This window comes from Chryseobacterium sp. UF-290, from assembly GCF_058245615.1.
In genome coordinates this window covers 173,924-187,442 of the sequence record NZ_JBSICB010000008.1, presented here as the reverse complement: position 1 = coordinate 187,442, position 13,519 = coordinate 173,924, and the positions used below count along the sequence as shown (strand labels likewise).

General features: G+C 37.2%; 13 protein-coding genes. 8 read left to right on the top strand and 5 right to left on the bottom strand.

The annotated features are described in order from the left end of the window. Positions 1-18: 18 nt before the first annotated feature. The gene (gene sucC, locus AC4IF5_RS11835) at positions 19-1,209 is read left to right on the top strand and encodes an ADP-forming succinate--CoA ligase subunit beta (protein ID WP_066697176.1); all 1,191 of its coding nucleotides are present in this window, start codon (positions 19-21) and stop codon (positions 1,207-1,209) included. A 315-nt stretch (positions 1,210-1,524) separates the two neighbouring features. Here sucC and AC4IF5_RS11830 read toward each other — a convergent pair whose 3' ends face one another. Beyond that, positions 1,525-2,412, bottom strand: a complete 888-nt coding sequence (locus tag AC4IF5_RS11830; protein WP_490734735.1) for a mechanosensitive ion channel family protein — start codon at positions 2,410-2,412, stop codon at positions 1,525-1,527. Positions 2,413-2,507: 95 nt separating this feature from the next. Between AC4IF5_RS11830 and AC4IF5_RS11825 the strand changes: the two genes are divergently transcribed. After that, complete coding sequence (locus tag AC4IF5_RS11825; protein WP_490734733.1) at positions 2,508-3,143, top strand: peroxiredoxin; 636 nt, start codon at positions 2,508-2,510, stop codon at positions 3,141-3,143. Between the two features lie 92 nt (positions 3,144-3,235). Here AC4IF5_RS11825 and AC4IF5_RS11820 read toward each other — a convergent pair whose 3' ends face one another. After that, entirely contained in the window at positions 3,236-3,829 is a 594-nt protein-coding gene (locus AC4IF5_RS11820) for a hypothetical protein (protein ID WP_490734731.1), read from the bottom strand. 301 nt (positions 3,830-4,130) lie between these two features. Continuing rightward, positions 4,131-4,646, bottom strand: coding sequence for a hypothetical protein (locus tag AC4IF5_RS11815; RefSeq protein WP_490734729.1), 516 nt, complete (start codon positions 4,644-4,646; stop codon positions 4,131-4,133). 285 nt (positions 4,647-4,931) lie between these two features. On the opposite strand from AC4IF5_RS11815, the gene AC4IF5_RS11810 reads away from it, so the two are divergent. Further along, entirely contained in the window at positions 4,932-5,987 is a 1,056-nt protein-coding gene (locus tag AC4IF5_RS11810) for a Gfo/Idh/MocA family oxidoreductase (protein WP_490734727.1), read from the top strand. A gap of 118 nt (positions 5,988-6,105) precedes the next feature. Here AC4IF5_RS11810 and AC4IF5_RS11805 read toward each other — a convergent pair whose 3' ends face one another. Further along, entirely contained in the window at positions 6,106-7,998 is a 1,893-nt protein-coding gene (locus AC4IF5_RS11805) for an ABC-F family ATP-binding cassette domain-containing protein (RefSeq protein ID WP_490734726.1), read from the bottom strand. A gap of 209 nt (positions 7,999-8,207) precedes the next feature. Here AC4IF5_RS11805 and AC4IF5_RS11800 point away from each other — a divergent pair, with 209 nt between their 5' ends. Next, a complete protein-coding gene (locus AC4IF5_RS11800; RefSeq protein WP_490734725.1) occupies positions 8,208-8,720 on the top strand; it encodes a 5' nucleotidase, NT5C type in 513 nt (170 codons plus the stop codon). A gap of 121 nt (positions 8,721-8,841) precedes the next feature. Here AC4IF5_RS11800 and AC4IF5_RS11795 read toward each other — a convergent pair whose 3' ends face one another. Continuing rightward, a complete protein-coding gene (locus AC4IF5_RS11795; RefSeq protein WP_490734723.1) occupies positions 8,842-9,705 on the bottom strand; it encodes a glycoside hydrolase family 25 protein in 864 nt (287 codons plus the stop codon). A gap of 65 nt (positions 9,706-9,770) precedes the next feature. Between AC4IF5_RS11795 and AC4IF5_RS11790 the strand changes: the two genes are divergently transcribed. The 4 genes from AC4IF5_RS11790 (at position 9,771) to AC4IF5_RS11775 (ending at position 13,513) form a co-directional block, all read left to right on the top strand. Continuing rightward, positions 9,771-11,033: an NAD(P)/FAD-dependent oxidoreductase gene (locus AC4IF5_RS11790; protein ID WP_490734721.1), complete on the top strand. Its 1,263-nt coding sequence runs from the start codon at positions 9,771-9,773 to the stop codon at positions 11,031-11,033. Next, positions 11,030-11,701 (top strand): tRNA (guanosine(37)-N1)-methyltransferase TrmD, encoded by a 672-nt coding sequence (gene trmD / locus AC4IF5_RS11785; protein WP_490734720.1) that lies wholly within the window; start codon positions 11,030-11,032, stop codon positions 11,699-11,701. Before AC4IF5_RS11790 ends, trmD begins: the two co-directional genes overlap by 4 nt. Positions 11,702-12,075: 374 nt before the next feature. Next, positions 12,076-13,017 carry an endonuclease/exonuclease/phosphatase family protein gene (locus tag AC4IF5_RS11780; RefSeq protein ID WP_490734718.1) on the top strand — a complete coding sequence of 314 codons (942 nt, stop codon included), beginning with the start codon at positions 12,076-12,078 and terminating at the stop codon, positions 13,015-13,017. Positions 13,018-13,042: 25 nt separating this feature from the next. Next, a complete protein-coding gene (locus tag AC4IF5_RS11775) occupies positions 13,043-13,513 on the top strand; it encodes an Lrp/AsnC ligand binding domain-containing protein (RefSeq protein ID WP_047490188.1) in 471 nt (156 codons plus the stop codon). Positions 13,514-13,519 lie beyond the last annotated feature (6 nt).

Below are 13,519 nucleotides of genomic sequence, written 5' to 3'. Positions count from 1 at the left end.
TAAAATAATAAAAATAATATGAATCTTCACGAGTATCAATCAAAAGAGATTTTATCAAAGTACGGAGTAGCTATCCAACGTGGTTTCGTAGCCAATAACGTAGACGAAGCTGTAGCTGCTGCTGAAAAACTAACTGCTGAAACCGGCGCTCAGGGATGGGTAGTAAAAGCACAGATCCACGCAGGGGGTCGTGGTAAAGGTGGTGGTGTAAAGTTCTCTCCAAACATGGATAAACTTAAAGAAAACGCTCAGAACATCATCGGAATGCAGCTGGTAACTCCACAAACTTCTGCTGAGGGTAAAAAAGTAAATTCTGTTTTGGTTGCAGAGGATGTATATTATCCAGGTGAATCAGAAACTAAAGAATTTTATGTTTCTATTCTTTTAGACAGAGCTGAAGGTAAAAATACGATCGTATATTCTACTGAAGGGGGTATGGACATCGAGCACGTTGCTGAAGTAACTCCTCACCTGATCCATAAAGAAATCATTGATCCTGCTTTAGGTCTTCAAGGTTTCCAGGCTAGAAAAATCGCTTTCAACCTAGGTCTTGAAGGAAACGCTTTCAAAGAATTTGTGAAATTCATCGGTTCTCTTTACAACGCTTATACAGGAATTGATGCTTCTCTTTTCGAGATCAACCCTGTATTAAAAACTTCTGATAACAAGATTATCGCTGTAGATGCTAAAGTAACTTTGGATGACAACTCATTGTTCCGTCACAAAGATCTGGCTGAGCTTAGAGATACAAGAGAAGAAGATCCAATGGATGTAGAAGCTGGTGAAGCGGGTCTTAACTTCGTAAAACTGGATGGTAATGTTGCTTGTATGGTAAACGGTGCCGGTCTTGCAATGGCAACAATGGATATCATCAAATTATCTGGTGGTAATCCAGCTAACTTCCTTGACGTAGGAGGTACTGCTGATGCTCAGAGAGTACAGACTGCTTTCGGAATTATCTTGAGAGATCCGAACGTAAAAGCGATCCTGATCAACATTTTCGGTGGTATCGTAAGATGTGACAGAGTTGCTCAGGGGGTTGTAGATGCTTACAAAGCTATGGGTAGCCTTCCGGTTCCATTGATCGTAAGATTACAGGGAACTAACGCTGTAGAAGCTAAAAAATTAATTGACGAGTCTGGTCTTCCGGTTCACTCTGCGATTACTTTAGAAGAAGCTGCTAACAAAGTAAAAGAAGTTTTAGCATAATCTAAAACTTTCATATAAAATAGAAAACCGTTTCATTTTTGAAACGGTTTTTTTATGCATAAAGCATAAACACTTTATATAATCTTTTGAGAAAATGCTGTACGATAGAAAGGAATCCGGCAAGGGTGAAACAATATATTAGATTAAATTTTCTCGCGGATCAAACAGATCAGGCAGATTTTTCATGAACATCTGCGTAATCTGTGTAATCCGCGGGAAATAATGACCTCCTCAAAAATTGAATAGCCTTTCATATTTCAAATGCTCTCAGCTTACATTTTATGATCCATGTATTCATAAGAGATTTAAAAGTGCTTATTTATCATGATTTTCAGACACTGTACCATCTGAATTAGTAATGCTGATACTCGTAGGGGTAACCAGCTTAATATCATCTGTATCAAAACGTTCTTTGATGCTTAAATAAGCCTTACTTCGTGTCTGGGCAAGATGATTAGCGCCTATTTTTATCCAGAACTTTACCTGAAGATTAAAAGCCCCTTGCTTTAAGTCTGTAAAGATTACTTCCACAGTGTCCAGCCTATCCACATTATCAAGATTTTTAATTACATCCAGAATTCCTTTCTGCGCTTTACTGATATCCTCATCTGCGGGGATTTCAAAGTTTAAAATAACCCTGCGCTGTGGTGATGCCGTTATATTATAGAATGGAGCATTGAAGATCACCTGATTGGGAATATAGGCTTTCTTTCCATCATCGGTAAGAATTTTTGTAGTTAAAAAACCGATTTCCTGTACTGTTCCTGAATGGGCTCCGATCGTGATATAATCTCCTACTTTGAATGCTTTATCAATTCCGATCAGCATTCCTGAAAAGATGCTTGAAACAAGATCCTTCAGAGCTACCCCGGCAATGACCCCGGCAACTCCCAAACTTCCGATAAACTTCCATAGAAAACCGCTGAAGCCCATGATTTCCAGAGAAATAAAAGTTCCCATCAGCATGATCAGGAACCTGAATATGCTGATCAGAGTAACCAAAGAACTTTCTTTTTGGCTTTTCGGAAAGAATTTATGAAATAATTTTACAGCTGCCTGGCTTAAATATTTACTGGAAATAAGAAAAAAAGTAAATACTAAAATCCCAACGATCAGCTTCGGAGTAAGCTCGGCAAACGTTACATACCAGCTTTCTAATACTTTGTAAACAACATCAATGTAACTGTGTCCAGTTTTCTGCATGAATTTTTTTTTAATTAAAGATATAAATTTTCAGCAAAAAATTTGCCAGTTCCAAAAAGTCTACTAAATTTGTAGACTATAAAAGCAGTATTATTATGTCAATCAAACTAGGAGATACAGCCCCAAATTTTCAGGCAGAGTCATCTGTAGGGGACATCAATTTCTACAATTATTTAGGAGATTCCTGGGGAATCCTCTTTTCACATCCCGCCGATTATACACCGGTTTGCACTACGGAGCTTGGATATACAGCAAAATTACAGGCTGAATTTGCCCGGAGAGGCACCAAAGCTATCGCTTTGAGTGTGGATGGGGTAGAAGATCATCAAAACTGGATCAAGGACATTAATGAGACACAAAATACCAATGTACTGTTCCCTATTATTGCTGACAAAGACAGGAAGGTTTCGGAATTATATGATTTTATTCATCCGAATGCTTCGGCTACCGCTACGGTGCGATCCTTGCTGATTATTGACCCGTCAAAAAAAGTAAGACTGATTATCACCTATCCGGCTTCTACCGGAAGAAATTTTGATGAGATACTGAGGGTGCTGGATTCTTTGCAACTGGTAGATCAGCATCAGGTAGCCACTCCTGTCAATTGGAAAGATGGGGAAGATGTCATCGTACCGCCTTCTATTTCTACAGAAGAAGCCCGGAAGATATTCCCAAAAGGTGTGACAGAAATAAAGCCGTATTTAAGATATACGCCCCAACCCAATACATGATTTATTTGATTTTTTATAGTTTAGTTTTAATTTGTACGAAAAGCGCCCCGAATAAACGGGGCGCTTTCATTTTTTTATAAGTATTTCAGTGATTACTTAACGTCGTTGATAACTTGCTTAGCTTTAGAAGTTGGCAAATAAATGCTAAATCCTAGGTTAAAAGTAATATTAGATGTTAAACCTTGATTTCCAAAACCTGTAACACCAGCATATTTTACTAAACCTTCTAGACCAATATTTGGAGTGATAAAGTAAGAATAACCAGGTCCTACACCAAAATCAAGACCTGTTGTAGAGTTACCTCCTTTGCTGATAGAATAACCACCAACACCTAAGTTACCCTCGAAAAACCATCTTCCGTGGTGTAATAAGTTGTCAACACCTTTTTCTCCAGGAGAAAGATAATAACGTCCTAAAGCTCCTACACCATAATCAAATCTTGTACTTGATTCCTTAGAAGATTTGCCAATACCTAAATTTACATATCCCCCAACAGCCAGGTTGTCTTCGATGAAATAAGCTCCTTTTGGTTGCAGGTCAATTTGGTATCCACCACCTGTATTTAATCCAAAATTACTTGTTGCTAAGCTGCTTCCTACCATCCAATTACCTTTTTGAATCTGAGCGTTTGCAGTTGCTGTTAAACCTGCTACAGCTAATATCCCTGTTAAAATAAGTCTTTTCATAATTTATTATTTTAATAATTAAATGTTTATTATTCACGAATTATAGAAAAAACAATAAATGTGCCAGACTATTAATTTTAGACAATATTTCTAAATTAATGTTAAGATTTTGAGGAGGATACAATTCAATTTTTTAACATATTTGCTGACGATTCTGTAATGATAAAGAATATAAGATCGATATTGGGGAAATAGAAATTATTAAGTTTGATAAAATCATTATTTCTATTTAATGTTCCGATTACATCAGGAGAAAGATAATAGTAAATACCATAATATTCCAGCTTCCGGTCTTCTCTTATTAAATAAATAAAAGGAGCACAGAAATGATCAGACCTGCAATCGTAAACTTAATCCCACGTTTGAAAGCCTTTGTTTTCGGATTAAACATCCAGAAGCTCGAAATCACGAAAAAGAAAAGGGAAACTCCGAAAAATACACTTAGCGGCGATATCGTATCCTTAGATTGAGATTTGTGAAGAGAAACCATTTTGTCCAGTACAAAGGGCAGTTCTTTTTTAGAATACAGCGCTTTTCCGGTTGCTGAATCATAGGTTCCCTGTTTAAAATAAAGGACTGTTCCTGCTGTTTTTTCCACTTCAAGACCTTTCATTTTTAACTCTTTTTTAAGTTCTTTTTCAGACAGGTTGACAGCAATGGTTTTGTCATATTTCTTTTCGTTTTTCAGAAAGTCGGTATCTCTGTAAACCAGAAGAATTCCGCTTAATGCATACACAGCCATAATACCGGCAAGGAAATATCCCAGATATCGGTGTGTAATTCTCATGAAGCTTCTGGTATCTTTAATCTTGTCCATATCTTTTTTGTTTTGTTTTTAAATTTCAAAAGTGGAAACTTTAAAAAATGCAAATTCCTCTTTTAGTAGAAATGATTATAATCTGGTTTCCGTGCCTGTATACTGATGTAATCAAGCAGGCTTGTTTTTAAATAAGGCGCAAATGTAAGTATTTGTTTAAAACAGATAAAACCATTTTATGATTTTGTTATACCTTATTTACGGAGAATAAATGATTGTATCTATCCTTTCCCTGGATTGAGAATCAAGACCTTTTTATGAATATATTTGTTAAAAAATTAGAATATGCAATTGGTAAAAGCAGGGCTTTGCGCCTTTGGAATGAGTGGAAAAGTTTTTCATGCTCCTTTTTTGAAGGAACATCCGGGATTTTTTATTTCTGCTATCGTGGAAAGGAGTAAGGAAGAGTCTAAAGAAAAATATCCTGAAGCAACGATTTACCGTTCCGTGGAGGAAATGCTTCAGAATGCGGATGTGGAACTGGTCATCATCAATACACCGGTTCAGACCCATTATGAATATGCCAGGAAAGCTTTGGAGGCAGGGAAAAATATTATTGTTGAAAAGCCATTTACAGTAAATGTCTCAGAAGCCGAAGAGCTGGTGAAACTTGCAGAAGAAAAAGGCTTGTTTCTGAGTGTCTACCAAAACAGGAGATTTGACCGTGACTTTTTGCAGGTGAAAGAGGTTTTAAACAGTGGCAAATTAGGAAACATTAAAGAAGCAGAGATCCGTTTTGACAGATTCCGTACCGCACCCAGCGGAAAGCAGCATAAAGAAAACCCTGATCAGGTGGGAGCAGGCTCTCTTCATGACCTGGGAGCACACCTTGTAGATCAGGCAATACAGTATTTCGGATATCCTGAAAAGCTATTTGCTGATGTTTTCTCAATGAAAGGAACAGCATTCGCCAACGATTATTTTGAGATCCTGCTGTTTTATAAAGATGATCTGAGAGTGAGATTGAAAACATCGGTCTTTAGTAAAGAAGGTCATTACGCTTATACCATTCATGGGGATAAGGGAAGCTTTTTACAGGAGAGAACCGATAATCAGGAAAGTGAATTGGTGAACGGAGCAGTTCCTGTGTATGGAAAAGAATGGACGGAACCTTTGAAAGCACCGGACGGAATTTTAAACTTTTTAAACGAAAATTCAGAAACCGAAAGAATTCTGACTTCAAGTGAAGCCGGAAATTATATGGATTATTACCAGCAGATCTATGAGCACATCGTTTTCGGGTATGCTTTACCATCTCCGGGAAAAGAAATCATTCAGAATATGAAAATTATAGACGCTTCACTGGAAAGTGCAAAGGAGGAAAAGGTGATTGAACTATAAATGGTGAGTATGAATGATGAGTTGAAAAAGTCTGAGGGTAAGAGTAAAGTACGATTACCAGATTACAATCAACTTTGAACTTTAAATTAACTCATCATTCATAACTTTATAATAACCATTAAAGTATTTCCTGGAGCTCCAGCCATCTCATCTCGTGATTTTCCAGTTTTTCAGAAACCGTTTCCAATTCAGAAGAAAGTTTGGCGATTTTTTCGTAATCCGTTTCGTTATTGAGCTGATCTAAGATCTTTGCACGCTGTTCTTCCAGCTCAGGCATTTCTTTTTCAATAGTTTCCAGTTCTCTTTGCTCTTTGAAAGTTAGCCTTCTTTTAGAGCTGGGATTTGGCGGACTTACTGTTGCTGAAACTTCTTCCTTCACCGGCTCAGGCTTTACTGACGTATTCTTTTCTAAAGCATCTTCACGGCTTTTGGCTTCACGGTATTCTGAGAAATTTCCTACGAAATCCCGGATTTTCCCTTCTCCTTCAAAAGCCAGGACATGGTCTACAATTCTGTCCATAAAATATCTGTCGTGGGAAACAATGATCAGAGATCCCTGGAATTGCTGCAGAAAATTTTCAAGAACTGTCAACGTGGGAAGGTCAAGGTCATTCGTAGGCTCATCAAAAATTAAAAAATTAGGATTCTGATAAAGAATATACATCAGGTGAAGCCTTCTTTTTTCACCTCCTGAAAGTTTTGAGATCGGAGAATACTGCGTCTGATCATCAAACAGGAATAACCTTAGAAATTGTGACGCCGAAAGGCTTTTTCCATTAGCCAGAGGATAAAATTCTGCAATTTCTTTGATGAAATCAATCACACGCTCATCTTCTTTATAGGTAAGCCCTTTTTGAGCGAAATATCCGAAAGAAATGGTTTCCCCTGTCTCGATTTCTCCCTTGTCTGCCTTTTCTAATCCCTGAATAATATTTAATAATGTGGATTTTCCTGCACCGTTTTTCCCGATGATCCCAACTTTCTCACCTCGCTGGAACTGGTAGCTGAAATCTTTTAAAAGGACTTTATTACCAAAGCTTTTATCAATATGTTTAAGTTCAAGGATCTTATTACCCAAACGTTTCATTTCAAAACCAAGCTCCAGACCTTCTTTTCTGGTGTCGGTTTTGGCCACCTTTTCTGTTTCATAGAACGCATCGATTCTGCTTTTGGACTTGGTTGTTCTTGCTTTGGGCTGCCTGCGCATCCATTCCAGTTCCTTTCTGTAAAGGTTATTGGCCTTATCGATCGTTGCATTGAGGTTTTCCTCACGGATCATTTTGTTCTCAAGATAGGTGGCGTAGGAGCCGTTATGAACGTAAAGGTTCCTGTCTTCCATTTCCCAGATAATATCACAGACACTGTCCAGGAAATATCGGTCGTGGGTTACAAGAAGCAATGTTATTCTTGCTTTGTTCAGATAGTTCTCAAGCCATTCTACCATATCCACATCCAGGTGGTTGGTAGGCTCATCCATGATCAGAAGAGTATGTCTGTGCTCAGCTCTGGTCTCTGTTAATAATTTGGCCAATGCCACACGTTTGATCTGCCCTCCTGAAAGCGTTCCCATTTTGGCGTCCAGGTCGGTGATCTTAAGCTGGAAAAGGATTTGTTTCATTTCATTTTCCAGATCCCAGGCTTTGTGGGCTTCCATATCAGCCAATGCCTTTTCGATAAAATCCTGATCAGTAGAATGAAGGGATTTATGATAGTTCTTCAGAGCAAGAATAGGCTCCGAATCCAATGTCATCATAAATTCCTCAATGCTGAGGGCAGGGTCATAATTGATTTCCTGGTCAAACAGAACTACCTGGATATCTTTATTGATGATCGCAGTACCGCTGTCTGCAATTTCTTTACCCATTAATATTTTCAGAAGGGTAGACTTTCCGCTTCCGTTTTTGGCAACAATGGCGATTTTGTCACCTTCATTGATGTGAAAAGAAATGTTTTCAAACAAAACTTTGATGCCGTAGGATTTGGTAAGATTTTCTGCAGAAACGTAATTCATTGGAAATTGATGGTTTGATTTTAATATTGAACTGAACCGCAAAAATACGAAAAATGTAACCATAAAATTTTCCGGTGTTCCTTTTATGAAAAGGAATATTGATAATTTTTTAACAGACTGTGTCCATAGCCTGAGAAAACTATTCAGTAAATTTGATAAAGCTTATTTTAAAAAGCTTTAATAAATAATACAAAATCCGATTTGAAGTAATGAAAAAAGTAATCGTTGATATGGACGGAGTAATGGCAGATGTATACCATCAGCTGATACAATTTGAAAAAAGAGATACGGGAAATGAGATAGAGATCAGTACTTTGACTGGCAGACCGGAAATAGAAGCTTTCCCAAACGGGAAAAAACACGTTAATGAGGTGGGATTTTTCAGGACCTTACCAGTCATGAAAGGCAGCTGTAAAGCTATGGAATATCTGAACGATAAATATGAGCTATATATCGTGTCAGCAGGAATGGAATTTCCGAACAGCTTACGGGAAAAATATGACTGGCTGGCAGAACATTTTCCTTTCATCAGCTGGGAGCAGATCGTTCTTTGCGGAAGTAAAAGAGTAGTGTCCGGTGATGTAATGATCGATGATTATCCCAAGAACCTGGATAACTTCTCAGGAGAAAGATTCATTTTTACCCAGCCTCACAATGAGCTGATAGAAAATGAAACCTATACAAGAGTTGATTCATGGGAAGAAATCATGAATATTTTATAGGAAAAAGGCACTATCTTAATGTTCTTGAATGGCCCTTTAAAATAACTTTAACTATAAGCAGATGAAAATTGAGGTTGAAAGTTCGGCTTTCAGAAGCTAATCTTCAATTCAGCATTTCTTCTTAATCCAGCGTCAGCCTTTTCAAAGACCATGAATTTCCATTGTAGATATCAAGATCGACTTTAGTATTGATCCCATGAACGATCCCGTTTTCTGTGAATTGCCAGAAATCCCACTGATCATCAGGAGAAGGATACGGGACATCATTGTAGTTGGCCAGCCAAAGCGGGTATCCTTCAAATTCACCTTTCAGAAGGTCTTTATAATAATGATAATAGGTGTAAATAATAGGTTTTTTACCATAGGTTTCTTCTACGATCTTACACCATACCTTCAGATCTTCAACGAGCTTCTTGTTGGTTTTACGTTTCGGGATCTTCTCAATATCTAAAATAGGGGGGAGATCCCCACTTTCCAGCTTTACATTCTCTAAAAAATTATTTGCCTGAATGATGGGATCTTCATCAGCTCTGTAGAAATGGTAGGCTCCACGGATGAGGTCATGTTTTTTAGCTTTTCCCCAAAACTCATCAAAATGTTTGTCAGCACTTTTGTTTCCCATGGTGGCACGCATCACCACAAATTCCAACGGAATTGTTTTGTTTCCGATGCTGAGGCTGTCCCATTTGATATCTTCTTTGTTCTGGTAATGGGAAATGTCGAAACCGTATGTCTTGTCGAGGTTGCTGCTTACAATCCTTTGGATCCTTAAAGCTTCTTTTTCGCTGTTGTGAAGCTTTTTATGCGTAAATTTATTAAAGTACAAAGCGTAATAATAGCTGACGGACTGCTTTAAATAAAATCCGGTACCTATTAAAGCTGCTATCAGGATTACCAATATCACCCATCTGCGGAAAAAATACTTCTTCCGTCTGTTCTTATGGAGCTGTTTGGCAGTTTTTTTGGTGTACTTTTTCGGTGTCATAAAGTTTTGCAAAACTAACTTTTTTCACTGCTAAATGCTAAATAAAATCAGTAAATTTGTGTATTATGGAAACACGCGAAAAAATCATCATTATAGGAGGAGGATTTGCGGGGCTGCAGCTTGCAAAAACATTGAATAACAAGAACAAAAAGGTCATTGTTCTGGATCGGATGAATCATCATATGTTTCAGCCGCTTTTTTATCAGGTAGCCTCAGGAAGGATAGAGCCTTCCAACATTTCTTTCCCCTTCAGAAAGATTTTTCAGCAATCCAGAAATACACAGTTCCGTATGACGGATGTCAAAGAAATTGATCCTGTCAATAATAAAGTGATTACCGATGAAGCAGAATTTACCTATGATAAACTCATCATTGCAACGGGCTGTAAAACTAATTTTTTCGGGAACAAGGAGCTTGAAGGCAAAGCTTTCGGGATGAAGAATACCCAGGAAGCTATCAGTATCAGGAACCATGTCCTGATGACCTTTGAGAAGCTCATCATTGAAAGAAGCAGAAGTGATGACGGGAACTGGAATATCGTTATCGTAGGAAGCGGTCCTACCGGAGTAGAACTGGCGGGAGCTTTCGCCGAAATGAAAAAAGATATTCTTCCCAGAGACTATCCGTATATGAACTTTGACCAGCTGAAAATCATTTTAGTGAGTTCTACAGAAAAACCGTTGGCGGTCATGAGCGCTGAAGCTCAGGAAAAGTCTGAAAAGTACCTTAAAGACCTTGGGGTAACCTTTCTGAGCGGGGAAGTGGTTACAGACTATGATGGAGACAAAGTGCATCTGAAAAGCGGAAAAGAAATTCCGTCCAATAATGTCATCTGGGCAGCCGGGGTTACCGGCAACGTGGTGGGGGGATTTCCTGAAGAGAAGCTGGCAAGAAACAGATATATAGTAGACCGGTACAATAAGATAAAAGGCTACGATAATATTTATGCGATCGGAGATATTGCCTATATGGAGACCCCGAAATATCCGCAGGGACATCCGCAGGTCGCCAATGTAGCAATCAATCAGGCAAAAAACTTAGGTAAAAACCTTTTAAGGAAAAATCAGAGTGAATGGAAAGAATATGAGTATGATGACAAAGGTTCGCTGGCCACGATAGGTAAGCACAGAGCTGTTGTCGATCTGCCGTTTATAAAATTTCAGGGATTTCTTGCATGGTATTTCTGGATGTTTCTCCATTTAATGCTAATTTTGAGCGTTCGAAATAAGCTTGCCATATTCTTCAACTGGATGTGGAGCTATATCAACAAAGATTCTTCTTTAAGATTAATTATTATACCTACTAAGAAAAACGGAACATTACAATGAGAATTGATATAATAAGCGTACTTCCTGAATTGATGGAAAGTCCGTTTAAAACTTCTATTTTGAAGAGAGCGATGGATAAAGGGCTGGCAGAAGTACATTTTCATCACCTGAGAGACTGGGCTATCAACAAGCACAGGCAGATCGATGATGAACCTTATGGAGGTGGTGCCGGAATGGTGATGATGGTTGAGCCTTTAGATAAATGCATATCTGAACTTAAGTCTCAAAGAAATTATGATGAGGTAATTTATCTGACTCCCGATGGAGTTACATTAAATCAAAAAATTGCTAATTCTCTTTCCATAAAAGATAATCTGATTTTTCTTTGCGGACATTACAAAGGAATAGACCAAAGAGTGCGGGATCTTCATATTACAAAAGAGATCTCGATAGGAGACTATGTTCTCACCGGAGGAGAGCTGGCTGCATGTGTTCTCGCTGATTCTATTATAAGGTTACTTCCGGGCGTTTTAAATGATGAACAGAGTGCTTTAACTGACAGTTTCCAGGATGATCTCCTGTCACCACCGATTTATACAAGGCCGGAAAGCTATAAAGGGCTTGATGTTCCTAAAATTTTATTGAGTGGAAATTTCGGTAAAATTGAAGAATGGCGTCATGAGGAAGCGGTAAGAATTACCAGAGAAAAGCGCCCCGATCTATTGTAAAAAGGCGTTTATTCATATTTAAATAATACATTTTATAGGAATTCCGTTTTGTTATGATGATGAATGGAATAATATTTGTAATATATTAATTTGATTAGAAAATTATTAATAATTCTGATCCTAAATTGAAATTTTATTTTCATTATTTTAAGTTTTATATGTTTTTCAATTTTGAATTATGTGTTAAATCGCTGGAATAATTGAAAAATTAATTCACTATAGGTGGTTTTATTGATATTTTTTATTATATTTGAAATATTTCTTATTGTAAATTGATTTGAGCTTATTGCAGAAAAATCAATAAAATTTGAAAAAAAATAATAAATTTATATTTTATTTAGAAAAAGAGCATAATCATAAAAGTATAGAAATTAATGTCGATGGAGTTATTCTCTTTTTATAATGTTGAAAATTTATTTTTACCCGATCCGAAGCCTGTGCACCACCTAGATCCTACCCGGTCAGGTCTGAGGAATTGGGATGAAAAGAGATATAGAAATAAAATTTTTAAAATCTCACACGTATTTCAATTGATGAAGGAGGAAAACGGTGTCATGCCATTTGTCATCGGATTGTCTGAAGTTTCCGGAAGGAAAGTTTTGGAAGATCTTGTGGAAATGGAGCCTTTTAATTCGGAATATGGAATTGTACATTATAATTCCATGGATGAAAGAAAGGTAGATGTAGCCATGCTATATGATAAAAATAAAGTAGAGGTCATCGACTCGGAGACCATTACTTTCTTTTTTGAAATAGAAAATAAAAACACTGGAAATTACGACACAACCAGGGACGTAATTTTTTCAAAAATTAAATATAAAGGGGAAATTATTAATGTCTTTATCGCCCATCTTCCCTCTAAGCGCGAGAAAGATATCAATAAGCCTAAAAGAGCCTTTATACTGAACGAGATCCGTGATCGGATCTTGAAAATCGTGGATGCAGATAAGGAACATGTCATTTTGTGTGGTGATTTTAACGAAAACCCGGATGATGAAAATTTAGTGCAAATTCTCTATGACAACGATCATGAGAAGGTTTTAATGAACCCTTTTCAGCAGTTGTTCTCTACAAGAAATTATTCTACTTTTCATTATAAGTCTGGATTGCTGTATGATCAGATCATTATGTCAAGATCTCTTCTTGATAATAAGATGCTGGCCTTTCAGGAGGCCCATATATTCAATTCTGAAAAAATCAGCAGCAGGACCAGAAATTTTGAAGGAAGACCCTTCCGAACTTATGCCGGTACACGGTATTTAGGCGGATACAGTGATCATTTTCCGGTTTTTGTAAAATTTAAAGGTTTACAGTAAAAAAACATAAATAAAAAAGTAGAAAATGAAAAATTCGAGCAACACAAGCTATCATTTAGATTCGATCGACAAAGAAATCATCTACATGTTGATGGATAATGCTAAAACTTCATTAGCCCACATTTCAAAAAATGTCGGAATTTCCACAACAGCAGTACACCAAAGAATTAAAAAACTGGAACATGCAGGAGTTATTGAAAACTCTATTTCATTTCTTAATCCTAAAAAAATAGGGTATAAGGTTATTTCTTACATCGGTGTATTTCTGGATCAGCCAAGTCATTATCCTGATGTGGTAAAATCTTTGCATGATATCAACGAAGTGGTGGAAGCCCACTATACAACAGGAAACTATACCATTTTCCTGAAAGTTCTTTGTAAGGATAATGATCACCTGATGCAGATCCTTAGCAAACTTCAGAAGCTGAAAGGGGTAACAAGAACAGAAACTTTTATATCTTTGGAACAAGGTATTTACAGACAATTGAAAGTATAACGATAA